Consider the following 15,970-nt stretch of genomic DNA (forward strand, 5'->3'; position numbering starts at 1 on the left):
GGTCAGCTCACCACTCCGGTCATGACGCCCACGGGTACGGCGAGGAACCCGGCCGTGAGCAGCAGCGCGAGGACATTGGCGACGGTCTTCAGGGCGCGGTCGCGGCGGCGGCCGCCGACGCCGAGGGTCTGGGCGGCGCTCCAGAACCCGTGCCGGATGTGCAGGCCGACGGCGAGCATCGCGACGATGTAGATGACGTTGCCGTACCAGGTGGAGAAGGTGTCCATGACGTTCTGGTAGGGCTTGCCGGACTCGAAGCCGCCGGAGTGCACGGTGCCGGTGGTCAGGTCCAGGAGGTGCCAGACGATGAACAGGGCGAGGATGATCCCGCCCCAGCGCATGGTGCGCGTGGCGTAGCTCGCCCGGGGCTTCTTGTGGACGTACTTGCTGGGCCGCGCCTTGATGTCGCGGCGGCTGAGCTGGTACGCGGAGACGGCGTGGGCGACGACCGCGACCACCAGCACGACGCGGACCAGCCAGAGCGTCCACTCGTAGTGCATGAACGGTTCGCCGACGGTGCGCAGCCAGTGGGCGTAGTGGTTGAACTCTCCGGCCCCGAAGAAGATCTTCAGGTTGCCGAGCATGTGGACGACCAGGTACAGCAGCATGATCAGGCCGCTGACCGCCATCACTGTCTTCTTGCCGACGGTCGAGTCCCACACGGTGCGTGCCATGGACGGCCGTCGGTCCGTCCGCGTTGCCAGAGCCATGTCCCCAGACGCTAGGGCCGGACGACCCCATCGGTCCAAGACATGGTCCGGCTTGATTCGATAGGCGCGCCCTATCGAAGGGCCTACGATGACGCCATGCAGTTCCAGCAGCTCCAGTACTTCGTCGCGGTGGCCGAGACCCGGCACTTCACCCGGGCCGCCGAGGCGGTCCACGTGGCGCAGCCCTCGCTGTCGCAGCAGATCAAGGCGCTGGAGCGGGAACTGGGAGCGGATCTGTTCCTGCGGGCGCGCGGGAACATCACGCTGACCGACGCCGGCGAGGCGCTGCTGCCGCTGGCCCGGCGGATCCTGGCCGACGCGGACACCGCTCGGTACGAGGTGCAGGAGCTGGTGCAGCTGCGCCGCGGGCGGATCCGGCTCGGTGCGACGCCGAGCGTGTGCACGGGCCTGCTGCCGGACGTGCTGCGCGCCTTCCACGACCGCTACCCGGGCATCCGGCTCATGATCGAGGAAGGGGGCTCGCACGACCTGGTGCGCGAACTGGCGCGAGGCGCGCTGGACCTGGCCCTGGTCGTACTGCCGCTGCCGACCCCCTCCCCGGCGCTCACCACCGTGGAGCTGCTGCGCGAGGACCTGGTGGTGGTGTCCTCGCCGGACGCCCCGAAGCCCGGCCGGGGACGGCGCACGGTGCGGATCGCCGACCTGGAGGGTGAGCGCCTGGTGATGTTCCGGCACGGCTACGACCTGCGCGAGCTGACCGTGGCCGCGTGCCGCGCGGAGGGCTTCGAGCCGGAGTTCGCGGTGGAGGGCGGGGAGATGGACGCGGTCCTCGGCTTCGCGCGGGCCGGTCTGGGCGTCGCCGTGGTGCCGCGCATGGTGGCCGCGCGCTCCGGACGCGGACTGCGGGTCACCCCGCTGGCCCGCCCCGGCCTGCACCGCACGATCGCCCTGGCCCACCGCAGCGACGTGGCTCCGCCCCGGGCCGCCAGGGAGCTGCAGCGGATGCTGCGGGAACGATGACCCGGACGAAGGTCTGTTCGACGTCCGGCGGCACCGGGGCGCCCTGGTGGTGGTACATGCGCCGCCCGGTCCGCTCGTCGCGCCTGCGCCACAGGGAGGTGCTGCGGGCCCGGCGCCCGTCGAAGCAGGTCTCGTACGTGAGGTGCACCAGGCTGGGGGCGAGGAGGACGCCTGTGATATCCGGCGCCTCGTGGACCGGGCCGTCCGCCGAGCTGCCCGGGCGGTCGGGCAGCCACGCGATCCTGTCCTCGTAGGCGTGGCGCCGGCCCGAGGCGCCCACCTCGGTGAATTCGGGGTCCAGCAGCCGCGCGACCTCGGTCCGGGAGGAACGCACGACGGGGTCGAGGAGGCGCAACTCGCCCCCGATCGCCGCTCTCACCTCTTCTCCCCGTCGGTCACCCGGGCATGATCGCCCACGTCCCGCCGCTCCCTCGAGCGGCCGTCGGCCGTCACCGCGTCGCGTCCACCAGGGCCAGCTCGTGCAGCCGGTCCGGGGGGCCCGGGCGGGCGTAGTACCAGCCCTGGGCGGTGTCGCAGCCGAGGACACGGAGCTGTTCCGCCTGGGCGCCCGTCTCCACGCCCTCCACGGTCACCGCGAGGTCGAGGCTGTGGGCGAGCGAGACGATCCCCTCGACGATCTTGAGGTCGACCGGGTCCGCCGGGAACTGCTGCATGCTCTGGGTGAAGGAACGGTCCAGCTTCAGGACGCTCACCGGCAGCCGCCGCAGATTGGCGAGGTTCGAGTAGCCGGTGCCGAAGTCGTCCAGCGCTATGTCCACGCCCATCTCGGCCAGTCGGCGCAGCGGCTTCAGCAGGTCGTCGTCCGCGCCGATCAGCGCCGACTCGGTGACCTCCAGGCACAGCGCGTCGGGGGTGACACCGCTGCGCTCCAGGATGTCGACGGTGTCCTGCACCAGCCCGGGATGGGTCAGCTGGCAGGGTGAGAGGTTGACGTTGATGCGCAGCGGGCCCTCGCAGCCGTGCCGCTCCCGCCACGCGCGGGCCTGGCGCACCGACTGCTCCAGCACCCAGCGGCCCAGCGGCACGATCAGCCCGGTGTGCTCGGCCAGCGGGATGAACCGGTCCGGGGACAGCACCCCGTGCTGCGGATGCAGCCAGCGCACCAGAGCCTCGGCGCCGCGGACGCTGCCGTCGCCGAGGTGCACCAGCGGCTGGTACTCGATGAAGAACTCGCCCCGCTCCAGCGCCGCGGGCAGCGCCGTGGTGAGCCCGTGCCGGGTGATGGCACGGGCGTCGGCCTCCGGGTCGGCGAGCTCGAAACGGTTGCCGCCCGCCGCCTTGGCCCGGTACATGGTGATGTCGGCGCTGCGCAGCACCTCCGCGGCGCTGCGCTCCCCCGCGGGTCCCTCCACGATGCCGATGCTGCCGCGCACGGTCAGCTCCCGCCCGTCGATGCTGATCGGGGCGAGCAGCGCGTTCATGATGCGGCCGGCCAGCTCGTCGACCGTGCGGGGGGTGTCGGGGCCGGTGGTCAGCGCCACGAACTCGTCACCGCCGAGCCGGGCCACCATCTCGCCGGGCGCGGTGGCGCAGGACTGGAGGCGGTCGGCGACCTCCACGAGCAGCCGGTCCCCGGCCGCGTGGCCGAGGCTGTCGTTGACGGTCTTGAAGCCGTCCAGGTCCAGGTAGCACAGGCCGAACCGCCGGCCCTCGCCGGCGCTCAGCGCCTTCTCCAGACGCTCGAAGAAGAATGTGCGGTTGGGCAGGCCGGTGAGCGCGTCGTGGGTGGCCTCGTAGCGCAGCCGCAGGTTGAGCAGGCGGCGCTCGGTGGTGTCCTCCATGAGGGCGAGCTGGTACTGCGGGTTGCCGTCGGCGTCGCGCAGCAGGGAGACGGTCAGATTGGTCCACAGGACCGTTCCGTCGGGGCGGTAGAACGCCTTCTCGAGGTGGTAGTGCTCGCGCTCGCCGCGCACCAGTTCCTCGTAGAGCCGCCAGGTCTGCGGCGCGTCGTCGGGGTGGGTCCACTCCATGACGTTGCCGCCCATGGTCTGCGCGGTCAGGCCGAACATGCGCCGCAGCGCGCCGTTGACCTGGAGGATGTTGCCCTCCAGGTCGGCGATGCCGATCCCGATGGCCGCGCCCTCGAAGACCGCCCGGAACCGGGCCTCGGTGGCGTGCAGCGCCTGCGCCACCACGCCCTGCGCCCTGAGCGCCGCCTGCGCGATGGCCTCCTGCTCGGCGAGGGTCCGCTCGCGCAGCGCCTGCGCGAACCCGGCGGCCATGGCGTGCTGGAGCCTGGCGCAGCGGGTCCGCAGGGTCTCGCGGTCGCCGTCCTGACCGCAGTACAGGACGAGGTAGGCGTCCACGCAGTCCAGGGTCCGGCAGAGCGCCTCGGGGTCGGTGCAGTGCGCCGTCACCAGGGCGGCGCCGACCGCCCGGCCCGCCTCCGCGTCGAAGGCCCGGGCCACCAGCGCCTCGCTCAGCGTGCGGGCCAGCGGCAGCAGTTCCCGCTCGAACTCGGGCCGGGTGGACGAGGTCGAGGTGACGGGGAACACCGCCCGGCTCCAGATCGTCGCGAAGCGGCGCAGTCTGTCTTCCGGCCCGTCCGGTTCCGCGCTCACGCCTTGTGCCCCACGCCCGCGAAACCGGAGAAGGCGTACGGGTCCTCGTCCTCCGGCGCGGTGTCCGGCCGCCACCGCGGCATCGGCACCAGTCCGGGTTCCACCATGTCGTACCCCTCGAAGAACCGCGCGATCTCCTCGCGCGAGCGCATGATCAGCGGATTGCGGATGTCCTTGTACACATCGACCGCGCCCCCGGCCCGCTCCGGCGGCAGCGGGATTCCCTCGTACGAGGCGTGGGTGAGTACGAGCATGCTGCCGGGCGGGAGCGCCTCGCGCAGTTCGGCCACCGCCGTATAGGGGTCGTCCGCGTCTTCCACGAAGTGAAGTATGGCAACGAGAAGCAGTGCCACCGGCCGATTCGGCTCGATCAGCCGCCGTACCTCGTGACTGTTCAGGATTTCCTGGGGCTTTCGGAGGTCGGCGGCCACGATGTCCGCCTGGTCGTTGCCCTCCAGAACCGCCTGGCTGTGCGCCACGGCCACCGGGTCGTGGTCGACGTACACCACCCGGGCGGCGGGATCGGCGGCCTGCGCCACCTCGTGGACGTTGCCGAAGGTGGGTATGCCGGAGCCTATGTCGAGGAACCGGGTGATGCCCCGGTCGACCGCGAAGCGCACCGCGCGGTGCAGGAACGCCCGGTTGGCCTGCATGATCTTGGGCAGTCCCGGCATGAACTCCATGGCCCTGCGGGCCGCTTCCCGGTCGACCTCGAAGTTGTGCGAACCGCCCAGGTAGTAGTCGTACATCCGGGAAACGCTCGGCACCGTGATGTCGATGCTCCGTGGGGCCCAGGCGGGACGTTCCATGTATCTCTCCAAGGCGTAGGCGATCCGGTGTTCGAGCAGAGGCTACTGATCGCCCGCCAATGGGGCGACCTGAAACGGAAATTGACCATCCGTTCCCGGTCACTGCCACTGGCACGTGCCGAATTGGCACCCTGCGGGGACGCCACGAGAAGTGGCCGAGGCATTCCGGAGAGTTCCGACACGCGGAGAAGTACACGGCTGACTGCGGGGAGAAGAGGACAAGGGGAGAAGAGCGCCGGAAATTTCCTGAGTTCCGGTGAACCACGGCAAAACGGTCCGCCCCTCCGCAGGCTTGCGGAGGGGCGGACCCGGGTCGGCGGTGCCGGAGTGGACGACACCCTGGGGAGGTTGCTACTTCTCCGGCGCGCCGACCGGCTTTCCGTCGGGCCGCACGGCGAACCACGTGCCGCCGACGCCCTGACCGTTGGTGTCGCCGGCGGCCTTGTCGCCGGCGAAGGTGTAGATGGGCCAGCAGTTGATCGTCTGCTGGGCGGCTCCGTCCGGGCGGGTGAAGGTCATGTAACCCTTCTTCTGGATGCCCTCGGTGTCCGCGAAGTCGACCGGTGACACCACGGGCCACTTCTCCAGGCAGGCGCCGGTGCAGGCGGAGACCGGCTTCGGCCAGGCCTCGTCCTTCATGAACCGGTACACGGTCATGCCGTTCTTGTCCACGACGATCTCGCCGAGCTCCGGGTCCTGGCGGGTGGACAGCCCGGGCTGGTCGGCCGCCTGCGCCTTCTTGCCCTCGGGGTTCAGCGCGTACCACTTGCCGCCGACGCCCTGCCCCTTGACGTCGCCGGCGTTGACGTCCTTGACGTAGCGGTAGGCGGGCCAGCCGCCGATGGTGAGCTGCTTGGTGCCGTCGGCCCGGGTGACCTCACCGAGCAGTGAAGCGTCGATGCCCTTGCCGGCCTCGGCGTCGTCGGCGGGCACCGGCGGCCAGGTCTTGGCGCAGTCGCCGTCGCAGTTGGACTTCGGCGGCTCGGCGGCGTCCTGGTCGAAGCGGTACAGGGTCAGGCCGAGACCGTCGGTCACCACCTCGCCGAGTTCGGCGTTGGTGGACACGGCCAGCTTGCCCGCGGCATCGGAGGGGCCGGTCGAGGCCTGCGCCCCGCCGGCCTCCTCCTTCTGGGCCCCGGCGTCGATGCCCGCGTAGTCGCCGGCCCCGGCCGTGGCCCCCACGTTCTGGCTGCCGGGCTGTGCGGGAGTGTCCTGACCGCACGCCGTCGTCAGGGCCAGCACCGCCGCGGCGCTCGCCACGAGTGAGGCGGTCCGCCAGGAGGTCTTCATCGTCAACTCCAGATCATCGCAAGGGTGTTGCAGCGCCCTGCTGTGCCGCCGCTCGACGATGGGTACGCACGGGAGCACCGGTTGTGTTCAACGGCGGCCCGAATTCTTTCCGGAACCCGTCACTCCTGAGGGCGCCGTCCCGCACATCCGTCCCCCCTGCAGGACCGGCGGGAGTGCGCGAGTCGAACCGGGACCCGCCGGTAGTACCCCCTTCGGGGCAATCACCCCGCTCCCGGGCATGGCCCGGTGGCCGACGCCTCATGATCCTCGTCGTGCAAGGACTCGTACCGCCCCGATCCGCCCTTGCCGTACGCGCGTTGGCCGCGGCGGCACTGACCTGGGCGCTCGTCGGCGCACCCGGCGCGGCGGTGGCCGACGCCTGCGCCTACGCCTCGACCGGGCCGGACGGCATCCAGGCGGTGGCGGTCGCGGGAGACGTCGGCACGCCGCTTCCCCCTCCGTGCGGGACGCCCCCGCAGACCCCCCCGCCGACCCCCACGCCGGTCCCCACCCCGACGCCCACCCCGACGCCCTCGGCCACTCCACCGCCCCCGAGGCCCACCCCGACGCCGCCCCCGCCACCGCCCCCGGAGCCCGGCCCCACGGCGGCACCCGAGCCGCCGCTCCCTCCCCGCCCGCCCGCGGCCCGCCCGGCTCCGCCCCCCGCCCGTCCGGCCCCGCCTCCACCGCGCCCGGCACCGCCACCGGCCCGGCCCGCCGCGCCCCCTCCCCCACCGCGCCCCTCCGCGACGCCCGTGCACTACCCGCGGTACCGCTCGGCCGCGCCGCCACGGCGGCCCTCGGGCGGCGCCACCGCACCGCTCACCTTCGTCCTGCTCATCACCACGCCCGCGGTGGTCGCCGTCGCCGCGCTGCGTCCGCGCTGACACTCGATCGCCCTGGAGGCCCTCTTGCCGGAATGGCTTGTTCTCACCCTCGCGATGCCGGCCGCCTGTGCCGTGGTGGTCGTCATCACGCTCCTGCGGCACCGCAGGGCGGCCGACGACGAGGATCCCAGCGAGACCCCGGACGTCATCGAGTACATGACGATGTGGATCGGTGTGGTGTACGCCATCGTCCTGGGGCTGGCCATCGCCGGGGTCTGGGAGGGACGCGGCGCCGCCCAGGAACAGGTGCGGGCGGAGGCCGTGGCGCTGCACGAGATCACGGAGCGGGTCCGGGTCTATCCGGCCGACGTACGGGACCGCATCCGCGACGATGTCAACGCCTATGTCGGACATGTCGTCCGCACCGAGTGGCGGACCATGGCCGACGAGGGGCGCGTCACCGAACGCGGCACCGCCCTGCTGGACCGCGTCCGCCGGGACGTCACCGACTACGAGCCGCGCACCGACTTCGAGGCGCAGGCGTACCAGCCGCTCGTCGACCAGGTGGCCGCCGCCGACCAGGCACGCAGCGCCCGCGCGGAGTCGACCGGCAAGACCATGCCGGGGGTGGTGTGGTTCGGGCTGATCACCGGGGCCGTGGTCACGGTGGGGATGATCTTCGCACTGCAGATCCGGCGCACCCGCAGGGAACTCGTCCTCGCCGGGGTGTTCTCGGCGCTGATCGCCTTCCTGCTCTTCCTCATCTGGGACTTCGACGCACCCCACAGCCGGGGCATCGCGGCCTCGGCCGACCCGTTCCTGCACCTGTTCCCGCACCTCGGGGGCTGACGGGCCCGCGTGCTCCCGCACCTCGGGGGCCGACGGCGCGGCGCCGGTGACCGCCCGGCGCGTCACCCGTCACGGCTTCGCCCCGGACCCCGCTTGCGGGTCCGGGGCGAAGCCCGTCGTCAGGTGCGAAACGGCTTGCGTGTGAGGGGGACGTGGGCTCAGATCCGCTTCTCGGCGCGGCGGCGCATCCAGAAGAGACCGCCCCCGGCCACCGCTGCGGTCACCAGCGCGCCGCCGATGGCGATGTCCGTCGGCGTCGCCCCGCTGGTGCTGCTGCCGCCGATGCCGCCGCGGACGCCGCCGATGACCGTGAAGGCGGCCGGCCGGGTCAGGGTGCGGCCCGAGCAGTGGACCGTGATGTCGTACGGACCGGGGCGGGCGTCGGCGTGGACGGTGGCGGTGCCCTTGGCGGTGCCGTGGGCGCCGCTGATCGGTGTCAGGGTCGTCCTCGGGAACGCGTTGGAGGTCGCGTGGCCGCCGTTCGGGCAGCCGTCGACCGTGATGGTCAGCTGGCCGCCGCGGGCGATGACGCTGGGCAGGGCCACGATGTTGGACGGGCTGGGGGCCCCGCCGCCGTCCGCGACGGCCGCGGGGGCGGCGAGCACGAGGACGGCGACCGCCGCACCGGCGGCCGCCAGGGCACGTGAGTTGCGCATGTGATCCTCCGCGGAAGACGCCCCGGGTCCCGTCCCCGGTCGATCGGCGAGAAAGCGTCTCCCAGAAAGACCCTCAGGTGCCTTGACCTGCACCGCACTTCGACGATGGTCCGTCCCGGTGAGGGGACACTCCGTCAGGCCACCGCACCGTCCGACATCGCCGCAGGTCACGGACCGTCAGAGGATCTTCTGGCGGACACGCCTCGGATGGCGCACCGGCGAGCGCCCCGACACCCGTTCGCCGCTTCCCCGTCGCCGGTCCCGCGCACGCGACTTAGCGTTCTGGCATGCGCGAGTGACGCGGCGACGGCCGCGTCGAGAGGGGATGGCGAATGTCTGCTTTCGAGCCGGCCGAAGCCGAAGAGGAGGCCAGGCCGAGGAAACGCGCCCCGTGGGGCGTGATAGCGCTGGTCCTGCTCACCGGTCTCGCGCTCATTCGCAACGGTTCGGGCGAATTCGACGTCGGCCCGCCGCAGCCGGCCAGCGCCGCCGCCGCGGACACCGATGTCCCCGCCACCGTCCCGGCCGGGTCGACGCAGCCGCTGCCGTACGCGGTCCCGGACCGGGTGACGATCCCGGCGATCCAGGTGGACGCGCCGGTGATCCCGGTGGGTCTGGACGCGGAGGGCTGGGTGGACGCGCCGCCGCCGGAGGACCCGAATCTGGCGGGCTGGTTCACCGGCGCCGTCTCCCCCGGCGAGAAGGGGACGGCGGTCGTCGTGGGCCATGTCGACAACCAGCAGGGCCCCGCCGTCTTCTACGGACTCGGGGCGCTGAAGAAGGGGAATCGCGTCGAGATCGCGCGCAAGGACGGAAGGACCGCCGTGTTCGAGATCTACGGCGTCGAGGTCTTCGCGAAGCACGACTTCCCCGGCGACCGGGTCTACGCCTCGAAGGGTGCGGCGGAGCTGCGGGTCATCACCTGTGGCGGCGGCTTCTCCCAGCAGAACGGCTACGAGGGCAACGTCGTCGCCTTCGCCCGCCTGACCGAGGTCCGCTGAGCGGACCCGGCCGGGCGGGCCGGTCCGCTCAGGCGGGCTGCCGGCGCGGCACGGTGACGTGGTAGCCGGAGTCCAGCAGTTCCGGAAGGTAGTCGCGCAGGGCCCGGACGCTCTGGGAGCGCTCGCCCCCGGCGTCGTGCGAGAGCACCACGACGCCGGGGGCGGCGCCGTTCTGGACCCGGGCGGCGATGGTGCGGGCGCCGGGGGACGTCCAGTCGAGCGTGTCGACCGTCCAGGCGAGCGGTTCCATGCCCAGTTCGGCGCCCAGTTGGAAGGCGGCCCGGTTCCAGGCCCCGTAGGGCGCGCGGAACCACTCGGGGCGTTCTCCGTAGGCCGCTTCGACGATGTCACTCGTGCGTTCCATCTCGACGCGGATCCGGCTGCGGCGCAGGCGGGTGAGCAGGGGATGGGACCAGGTGTGGTTGCCGACGACGTGGCCCTCGTCGGCCATGCGGGCCAGCAGGTCCCGGTTGGCCGCCACCATCTCCCCGCAGACGAAGAACATGGCCCGCACGTCGTACTTGGCGAGCGTGTCGAGGATGTCCGGGGTGTAGCGGGGGTCGGGGCCGTCGTCGAAGGTCAGCACCATGGTGCGGCCCCGCCCGGACACCCGCAGCAGCGGTGCGCGCCGCACCGGGGGCAGTCCGGGCACGCTGGGGGGCGGGCCGTAGCCGGTCAGGGGTTGGAGGCGGTACGCGGACGGCTTGAGCGGGCGCCGGGCGGCCCGGGGGCCGGCGGCGGGTGCTGCGGGGCTCGCGGTCTCTTTCCCGCGGCCCGTGACGAACAGTCCGGCCGCTCCGGCCGCCCCCACCGCGGCGGCGCCGACGGCGAACGCCCGGCGCCGCGTGAGCAACTGATGCTTGTGCATGACTCATCAGTCGCCCGGCGGCAGGCCGACGCACCCCTGCGACACCGGTGCGGCGGCACGATTCCACCCGCTCGGCCCAGTGTCGGCGCCGTGGTAGGGGGGAAGGCGGCGGCGCCGGTCCCGTCCCCTCCGGCGGGACCGGGCGCCGCCGTGGACGGGCGGCCCTCCTGCGGTGGCGGGCCGCCCGTCCGCCCACCGGGTGCCCGTTCCCCCGGAGTTAGTCCGGGACGGCGGAGACGAAGGTCTCGGTGAGGCGGGGAACGACGACGGCGGGAACGACCGGTCCCGTGACCCGCAGGGGCCGTGGAGTGCCCGGGTCCGGCGTGGCCCAGGGGGCCGTGGAGTGCCCGGGTCCGGCGCGGCCCAGGGGGCCGTGGAGTGCCCGGGTCCGGCGCGGCTCGGCGCGGCAGGACCGCCGCGTACCGGACCCGCGGGTCGTCGGCCCGCCGGGCCCGCGCGGTGGCACTCATGCCTACGACTGTACGAACACCTGTGCAGGCTCGCCCGTCGGGCGGCCGGCCACCGCTGTCCGGCGCGCGCCCGGACGTCCGGCGGCGCGGCCGGTCGCCCGAGGTGGGGCGCGGGACCGTCCGATAGCCTCGCTGCCGTGACGGAACAGCACTCCCAACGGTTCGAACGCGGCACGGACGGGCCCAAGGTGATCGTGGCCGGAGTGGACGGCTCCGACTCGTCGCTGCGCGCGGCGGCCTACGCCGCGGGCCTGGCCCGCCGCCAGGGCGCCGTGCTCGCCGTGGTGTACGTGCAGCCGGTGATGACGGCGAGCGCCGCGCTCGGGGCACCGGTGGCCGAGGCGACCGGCGAGATCGCCGAGGACCTGGTGGCGTACATCAGGGAGGCGGCCGAGCGAGTCAGGGGGACGTTCGACGTCCGCTGGGAGTTCCACACGTTCCGCGGTGATCCGTACAGCGGCCTGGTGAGGGCCGCGGACGACCTCGAGGCGGACGCGGTGGTGGTGGGCGCCTCCGAGCAGGCGGGCCACCGGATCGTGGGATCCGTGGCGGTCCGGCTGGTGAAGGCCGGACGCTGGCCGGTGACCGTGGTGCCCTGACGCGCGCATGCGCCCACGCCCGTGCGTGGCGCCTTCCGTCGGGACCCTGCCTTGGGCATCATGATCCGCCGTCAGCCGTTCGCCGATCGCGAAGAGGTGGGACACATGGCCGCTCTCCGCACGGGTGAGGGCGTTCTCCGCCGCAAACCCATCGAACACATCGAGGAGACGGAGGTCGGCGAGGGAACGCGGCTGGAGCGCACCCTCGGCCTGTGGCAGCTCACCGCCATCGGAGTGGGCGGCATCATCGGCGCGGGCATCTTCACGCTCGCGGGCACGGTCGCCAACGGCACGGCGGGGCCCGCGGTGCTGGTCTCCTTCCTCATCGCCGGCGTCGCCAGCGCCGCGGCGGCGCTGTCGTACGCGGAGTTCGCGGGCCTCATCCCGAAGGCCGGGTCGGCGTACACCTACGGCTACGCGGTGCTCGGCGAGCTCGCGGGCTGGTTCATCGGCTGGGACCTGCTGCTGGAGTACACGGCGATCGTCGCGGTGGTCGCGATCGGCATCTCCGGCTACTTCAGCTTCCTGGTCAATGAGATGGGCGCGGACCTGCCGAACTGGATGCTGGGGGCGCCCGGTACGGGCGACGGTCATCGCGTCGACCTGTTCGCGGCGCTGCTGTGCCTGCTCATCGCCTTCCTGCTGAACCTCGGTATCAGGAACGCCGCCCGCTTCGAGACGGCGGTGGTGGTGCTGAAGGTCCTGGTCGTGCTGCTGGTGATCGCGGTCGGCGTGTTCCACATCGAGACCGCGAACTACAACCCGTTCTTCCCGTACGGGATCGGCGGGGCGTTCACCGGTGCGGCGACGGTGTTCTTCGCGGTGTTCGGCTACGACGCCATGTCGACGGCGGCCGAGGAGTCCAGGGACGCCCAGCGGCACATGCCGAAGGCGATCATCTACTCGCTGGTGATCTCGATGGTGCTGTACGTGGCGGCGTGCCTGGTACTGACGGGCATGCAGAACTACACGGACATCGACCCGGAGAGCGGTTTCTCGACGGCGTTCAAGTCGGTGGGCCTGGGCGGTCTCGCCGACGTCATCGCGGTGGGCGCCATCATCGGCATCCTGACCGTCATGTTCACGTTCATGCTGGGTGTGACGCGCGTCTGGTTCAGCATGTCGCGGGACGGCCTGTTGCCCCGCTGGTTCGCCAGGACCCACCCGACGCGGCACGTGCCCACCCGCGTCACCTGGATCGTCGGAGTGGCGTCGGCCGCCATCGCCGGGTTCCTGCCGATCGGTGAGGCGGCCGAACTCACCAACATCGGGATCCTGCTGGCCTTCGTGGTGGTGTGCGCGGCGGTGATCGTGCTGCGCTACCGACAGCCGGAGCTGCCGCGCACCTTCCGCACGCCGTGGATGCCGGTGGTGCCGGCGGTGGGCGTGGTCTTCTCGATCTGGCTGATCACCTTCCTTCAGTGGCAGACCTGGGCGCGGTTCGCGGTGTGGTTCGCCCTCGGGCTGGTGGTCTACTTCGCCTACTCCTACCGGCACTCGGAACTGGCGGGGCGTTAGGAAGCGGGCGGGAGCGCCTCACAGGCCGCGGAGGAAGTCGAGCAGGATCTCGTTGAAGACCTCGGGCTGCTCCAGGTTGGTGTAGTGCCCGGCTCCCGCCATGGTCACCGAGCGGCCGTCGCGCACGCCGGCGACGAGGCGCCGCACGGCGCCGGTCAGGTCGTCGGGCTCGAGTGAGCCGTTGACGGCGAGGAGCGGCACGTCGATCTGCGGGACGCGGTCCCAGGTGCCGGTGAGCGGCACGTGCCAGTCCTTCTCCCCGGGGGCGTGCTTGGACATGGTGTGCAACGCCATCTCGCGCAGGCGGTGAGGGATCTGCGGGTCGATGTCGTCCAGGGACCGGTGCGGTCCCGCCACCACCCGCAGGAACGCGTTCAGCCAGCCCTCGAGGTCGCCGGAGCCCAGGGTGCGCGCGTACTCGGCCCGGATCTCCCGGTACCAGGCGTCGTCGTACTCGAACTCGCTGGTCGCCGCCCCGCACACGACCACCGCGCGGACCAGGTCCGGGTGTTCGAGCACCGTGTCGGTGGCGATGGCGCCGCCCATGGAGACGCCGACCAGGACCGCGGGCCCGGCGTCGAGGTGCCGCAGCAGGGCGGCGAGGTCCTCGGCCCAGCGGAAGGGGGCCGTGGCGTTGGCGGAGAACCCGTGGCCGCGCACGTCGGGGGCGACGACGCGGTAGTGGGCGGCGAGCGCCGGTATCTGGTCGTCGAAGAGACGGTGGTCGACGAATCCGGAGTGCAGCAGGACCACCAGGTCGCCGGAGCCGCTGTCGCGGTAGGCGAGGTCGCCGTCGGAAGAGGTGAAGTGGCACAGCTCGGAAGCGATACTCATGACAACCAAGGTGTCATCTTCGGGTCCATTTGGCAACCGAGGTGTCATGATGGGCGGGTGGACGACACCGGGAACGACACCAGGAACGACACCAGACACGGCAGCGGGAACGACAGCGACCAGGACACCGGCGAGGACACCGGTACACCCCTTGCTCCCGACGCACTCGGTCCCCGGCTGATGGAGGTGTTCGACCTGGTCGGCCCGCTCTACCGACGCGTGCAGCGCAAGGTCGAGCAGGGCGAGGCCGTCGAGGGACTGTCCGTGGGCGTACGCGCGGTCATGGACCTGCTGCACAAGCACGGGCCGATGACCGTGCCGCAGATGGGCCGTGCCCAGGCGATCAGCCGTCAGTTCGTGCAGCGCATGGTCAACGACGCCGCGGCACGGGGCCTGGTGGAGAGCATTCCCAACCCCGCGCACCAGAGGTCGTCATTGATCCGGCTGACCGAGCGGGGCGGGGCGGCGATCGAGTCGGTGGTCGCCCGGGAGCACGCGGTCCTGCGCGGCGTCGGGGGCGACCTCACCGACGCGGACGTGCGGTCCTGCGTACGGGTGCTCACCGAGATGCTGAGGCTGTTCGACCACGTGGACGTGAACTGACCCGCACGCGAACCGCCTCCGCCCCGGTAGACCGGGCCTACTGGCCCATGACCAGGCCGTCCTTCGCCGCGCCCCTGCTCAGCACCACGTCCCGGATGCGGTCGCGCACGGCCCCGACCTCCGCACCCCGGGCCAGCGCCCGGTTGAGGTCGACCACGCGCCCGGCGTCCACGTCGTAGAACTGGGGGACGAACTCCGCACGGGTCACCTCCCAGCGTCCGCCCGACCGCGCGGGCGGGGTGAAGGTGAAGCGGCCGAGCGTGGACTGGTTGCCGCGCGGGTCCGGCACGCCGTCGTGGCTGGTCATGGCGCCGGCGATCTGGTCGCCCATCCCGTAGACCACCCAGGTGCCGTTGACCTTCTCGTACGCCTGGGGCACATGAGCGTGGGTGCCGAGGATCAGGTCGATGTCGGGGCGTCCGCCGCTGGTGGCGGCGGTGAGCGAGCGGGCCAGGGTGGTCTGCTGCTCGTCGGGGGCGTCCTGCCACGCGGTGCCCCAGTGCAGGGAGACCACCACCACGTCGGCACCGGCCCTCCGGGCGGCCCGTGCGTCGGCGACGATCCTCCCCTCGTCGATGAGGTCGACCGCCCACGGCTGCCCGGGCGGGAACGGCAGGTCGTCGGTGCCGTGGGTGTAGGCGAGGTGGGCGACCTTCGCCGGGCCGGCGGGAAGCAGGGTCACGGCGCGGGCCTCCTGCTCGGTGCGCGCCGAGCCGGCGTGCCGCACGCCCGCCCGGTCGAGGGCGTCCAGGGTGCGGCGGACACCGTCGGCTCCGTCGTCGAGGGTGTGGTCGGAGGCGGTGGAGCAGCCGTCGTAGCCGGTGGCCGCGAGGGCCTCGGCCACTTCGGGCGGGGACGTGAGGGTGGGGTGGCCGGAGTGGTCGCCGGCGGTGCCGTACACGGTCTCCATGTGGCACAGGGCCACGTCCGCGCGGGAGACGACGGAGCGGATGCCGGACAGCATCGGCCGGAAGTCGTGGCCCCGGCCGCCGGCGTCGAAGGCGGCCCGGTCGACGACCGAGGCGTGCGGCAGCACGTCCCCGGAGGCGACCAGTGTGAAGCCGCGGGCGGCGGGGGCCGAGGGAGCGGGTCGGCCGGTCTGCGGTGACCGGTGGTCCCGGGCCTGGCAGGCGGCGCCCGCGGCGAGGACGACGGTCAGGACCAGGGCCACCTGTCGACTGCGTGTGATCATCACTTCACCCCGCTGTAGTCGTATTTACTGACAAACAGGTAAGAAGTGGGATGCGGGACCATGGTGCTCCGACACGCCCATTAGGCCGTCCGGCGTGCGGGAACGACCGCCCCGACCGTTCGTCGAACCGTTCGTCGACGCGATCGACCGTCCGTCGCACGCCCCTGTGCGCGCCCTGTCC

Annotated in this window: 15 protein-coding genes and 1 pseudogene; 7 read left to right on the forward strand and 9 right to left on the reverse strand. The window is 72.4% G+C overall.

Annotation, left to right across the window (positions count from 1 at the left end):
- Positions 1-2: 2 nt before the first annotated feature.
- Positions 3-674 carry a succinate dehydrogenase gene (locus ACFYOV_RS24770; protein ID WP_389090852.1) on the reverse strand — a complete coding sequence of 224 codons (672 nt, stop codon included), beginning with the start codon at positions 672-674 and terminating at the stop codon, positions 3-5.
- A 132-nt stretch (positions 675-806) separates the two neighbouring features.
- Between ACFYOV_RS24770 and ACFYOV_RS24775 the strand changes: the two genes are divergently transcribed.
- Positions 807-1,691, forward strand: a complete 885-nt coding sequence (locus tag ACFYOV_RS24775) for a LysR family transcriptional regulator (protein ID WP_389090755.1) — start codon at positions 807-809, stop codon at positions 1,689-1,691.
- A gap of 25 nt (positions 1,692-1,716) precedes the next feature.
- Here the strand turns inward: ACFYOV_RS24775 and ACFYOV_RS24780 are convergent.
- The 4 genes and pseudogenes from ACFYOV_RS24780 to ACFYOV_RS24795 all read right to left on the reverse strand — a co-directional run.
- Positions 1,717-2,070 (reverse strand): annotated as a pseudogene (locus ACFYOV_RS24780) (DUF4440 domain-containing protein); the annotation flags it as partial.
- 70 nt (positions 2,071-2,140) lie between these two features.
- Positions 2,141-4,273, reverse strand: coding sequence for a putative bifunctional diguanylate cyclase/phosphodiesterase (locus ACFYOV_RS24785; protein ID WP_389090757.1), 2,133 nt, complete (start codon positions 4,271-4,273; stop codon positions 2,141-2,143).
- On the reverse strand, positions 4,270-5,082 hold the full coding sequence (locus ACFYOV_RS24790; protein WP_389090760.1) for an SAM-dependent methyltransferase: 813 nt from the start codon (positions 5,080-5,082) through the stop codon (positions 4,270-4,272). The genes ACFYOV_RS24785 and ACFYOV_RS24790 overlap by 4 nt, the downstream gene beginning before the upstream one ends.
- Before the next feature lie 351 nt (positions 5,083-5,433).
- Positions 5,434-6,372, reverse strand: a complete 939-nt coding sequence (locus ACFYOV_RS24795; RefSeq protein WP_389090855.1) for an SCO0930 family lipoprotein — start codon at positions 6,370-6,372, stop codon at positions 5,434-5,436.
- Between the two features lie 755 nt (positions 6,373-7,127).
- On the opposite strand from ACFYOV_RS24795, the gene ACFYOV_RS24800 reads away from it, so the two are divergent.
- Both ACFYOV_RS24800 and ACFYOV_RS24805 read left to right on the forward strand, forming a co-directional pair.
- Positions 7,128-7,259, forward strand: coding sequence for a hypothetical protein (locus ACFYOV_RS24800; protein WP_389090761.1), 132 nt, complete (start codon positions 7,128-7,130; stop codon positions 7,257-7,259).
- 24 nt (positions 7,260-7,283) lie between these two features.
- Positions 7,284-8,048 (forward strand): hypothetical protein, encoded by a 765-nt coding sequence (locus ACFYOV_RS24805; protein WP_389090762.1) that lies wholly within the window; start codon positions 7,284-7,286, stop codon positions 8,046-8,048.
- A 158-nt stretch (positions 8,049-8,206) separates the two neighbouring features.
- Here ACFYOV_RS24805 and ACFYOV_RS24810 read toward each other — a convergent pair whose 3' ends face one another.
- Entirely contained in the window at positions 8,207-8,704 is a 498-nt protein-coding gene (locus ACFYOV_RS24810) for a hypothetical protein (RefSeq protein ID WP_389090765.1), read from the reverse strand.
- A 332-nt stretch (positions 8,705-9,036) separates the two neighbouring features.
- Here ACFYOV_RS24810 and ACFYOV_RS24815 point away from each other — a divergent pair, with 332 nt between their 5' ends.
- On the forward strand, positions 9,037-9,705 hold the full coding sequence (locus tag ACFYOV_RS24815; protein WP_389090767.1) for a class F sortase: 669 nt from the start codon (positions 9,037-9,039) through the stop codon (positions 9,703-9,705).
- 28 nt (positions 9,706-9,733) lie between these two features.
- Here the strand turns inward: ACFYOV_RS24815 and ACFYOV_RS24820 are convergent, their stop codons facing one another.
- A complete protein-coding gene (locus ACFYOV_RS24820; protein ID WP_389090769.1) occupies positions 9,734-10,573 on the reverse strand; it encodes a polysaccharide deacetylase family protein in 840 nt (279 codons plus the stop codon).
- A gap of 607 nt (positions 10,574-11,180) precedes the next feature.
- On the opposite strand from ACFYOV_RS24820, the gene ACFYOV_RS24825 reads away from it, so the two are divergent.
- The gene (locus tag ACFYOV_RS24825; RefSeq protein ID WP_389090770.1) at positions 11,181-11,642 is read left to right on the forward strand and encodes a universal stress protein; all 462 of its coding nucleotides are present in this window, start codon (positions 11,181-11,183) and stop codon (positions 11,640-11,642) included.
- A gap of 105 nt (positions 11,643-11,747) precedes the next feature.
- Positions 11,748-13,160, forward strand: a complete 1,413-nt coding sequence (locus tag ACFYOV_RS24830) for an amino acid permease (protein ID WP_389090771.1) — start codon at positions 11,748-11,750, stop codon at positions 13,158-13,160.
- Positions 13,161-13,178: 18 nt separating this feature from the next.
- On the opposite strand, the gene ACFYOV_RS24835 is transcribed toward ACFYOV_RS24830, so the two are convergent.
- Positions 13,179-13,994, reverse strand: a complete 816-nt coding sequence (locus tag ACFYOV_RS24835) for an alpha/beta fold hydrolase (protein WP_389090773.1) — start codon at positions 13,992-13,994, stop codon at positions 13,179-13,181.
- 180 nt (positions 13,995-14,174) lie between these two features.
- Between ACFYOV_RS24835 and ACFYOV_RS24840 the strand changes: the two genes are divergently transcribed.
- On the forward strand, positions 14,175-14,597 hold the full coding sequence (locus ACFYOV_RS24840) for a MarR family winged helix-turn-helix transcriptional regulator (RefSeq protein ID WP_389090858.1): 423 nt from the start codon (positions 14,175-14,177) through the stop codon (positions 14,595-14,597).
- A 37-nt stretch (positions 14,598-14,634) separates the two neighbouring features.
- Here ACFYOV_RS24840 and ACFYOV_RS24845 read toward each other — a convergent pair whose 3' ends face one another.
- Positions 14,635-15,789, reverse strand: a complete 1,155-nt coding sequence (locus ACFYOV_RS24845; protein WP_389090776.1) for a CapA family protein — start codon at positions 15,787-15,789, stop codon at positions 14,635-14,637.
- Positions 15,790-15,970 lie beyond the last annotated feature (181 nt).

Origin of the sequence: Streptomyces sp. NPDC005931 (assembly GCF_042871235.1) — a bacterium.
Classification (GTDB): domain Bacteria; phylum Actinomycetota; class Actinomycetes; order Streptomycetales; family Streptomycetaceae; genus Streptomyces.

Coding starts and splice junctions, on each gene's coding strand:
- ACFYOV_RS24770 (WP_389090852.1), bottom strand. CDS start 674: ATGGCACGCACCGTGTGGGACTCGACCGTCGGCAAGAAGACAGTGATG.
- ACFYOV_RS24775 (WP_389090755.1), top strand. CDS start 807: ATGCAGTTCCAGCAGCTCCAGTACTTCGTCGCGGTGGCCGAGACCCGG.
- ACFYOV_RS24790 (WP_389090760.1), bottom strand. CDS start 5,082: ATGGAACGTCCCGCCTGGGCCCCACGGAGCATCGACATCACGGTGCCG.
- ACFYOV_RS24795 (WP_389090855.1), bottom strand. CDS start 6,372: ATGAAGACCTCCTGGCGGACCGCCTCACTCGTGGCGAGCGCCGCGGCG.
- ACFYOV_RS24810 (WP_389090765.1), bottom strand. CDS start 8,704: ATGCGCAACTCACGTGCCCTGGCGGCCGCCGGTGCGGCGGTCGCCGTC.
- ACFYOV_RS24815 (WP_389090767.1), top strand. CDS start 9,037: ATGTCTGCTTTCGAGCCGGCCGAAGCCGAAGAGGAGGCCAGGCCGAGG.
- ACFYOV_RS24820 (WP_389090769.1), bottom strand. CDS start 10,573: ATGCACAAGCATCAGTTGCTCACGCGGCGCCGGGCGTTCGCCGTCGGC.
- ACFYOV_RS24830 (WP_389090771.1), top strand. CDS start 11,748: ATGGCCGCTCTCCGCACGGGTGAGGGCGTTCTCCGCCGCAAACCCATC.
- ACFYOV_RS24835 (WP_389090773.1), bottom strand. CDS start 13,994: ATGAGTATCGCTTCCGAGCTGTGCCACTTCACCTCTTCCGACGGCGAC.
- ACFYOV_RS24840 (WP_389090858.1), top strand. CDS start 14,175: ATGGAGGTGTTCGACCTGGTCGGCCCGCTCTACCGACGCGTGCAGCGC.
- ACFYOV_RS24845 (WP_389090776.1), bottom strand. CDS start 15,789: ATGATCACACGCAGTCGACAGGTGGCCCTGGTCCTGACCGTCGTCCTC.